This is a genomic window from Pseudoalteromonas rubra, assembly GCF_000967655.1.
GTDB classification, from domain to species: Bacteria; Pseudomonadota; Gammaproteobacteria; order Enterobacterales; family Alteromonadaceae; genus Pseudoalteromonas; species Pseudoalteromonas rubra_A.
Genome location: NZ_JXYA01000115.1, coordinates 1 through 428 on the forward strand (window position 1 = coordinate 1; position 428 = coordinate 428).

The 428-nt window shown below is 44.4% G+C and carries 2 tRNA genes; both read right to left on the reverse strand.

Annotation, left to right across the window (positions count from 1 at the left end):
- Nucleotides 1-111: 111 nt before the first annotated feature.
- A tRNA-Ala gene (locus TW77_RS23735) sits at nucleotides 112-187 on the reverse strand.
- Between the two features lie 114 nt (nucleotides 188-301).
- Nucleotides 302-378, reverse strand: a tRNA-Ile gene (locus TW77_RS23740).
- Between the last annotated feature and the right edge of the window lie 50 nt (nucleotides 379-428).

Below are 428 nucleotides of genomic sequence, written 5' to 3' on the forward strand. Positions count from 1 at the left end.
TTCCAAATTTTTAAAGAGCAAGAGAATGACTTCTCAGAGTTAAAAACTCTCAGTTTCTTATTTCAAGTCACTGTGTTAAGAGTGTTTATCTATGAGGAGTAGGTAGTAAAGTGGTGGAGCTAAGCAGGATCGAACTGCTGACCTCCTGCGTGCAAGGCAGGCGCTCTCCCAGCTGAGCTATAGCCCCACATTACTAGGATAACATTGTTCTGAACCAAGCTTCTTTTCGAGGCCAGGCATTAAGTGAGGACGTTTAGTGTTTTCTAAACGACGAGCTTAATAACGCAGCATCGGGAAGAAGTGGTGGGTCTGAGTAGACTTGAACTACCGACCTCACGCTTATCAGGCGTGCGCTCTAACCAGCTGAGCTACAGACCCAAACAATGTTTGTGTTCTCTAATTCTAATCAACAATCATCTGTGTGGACA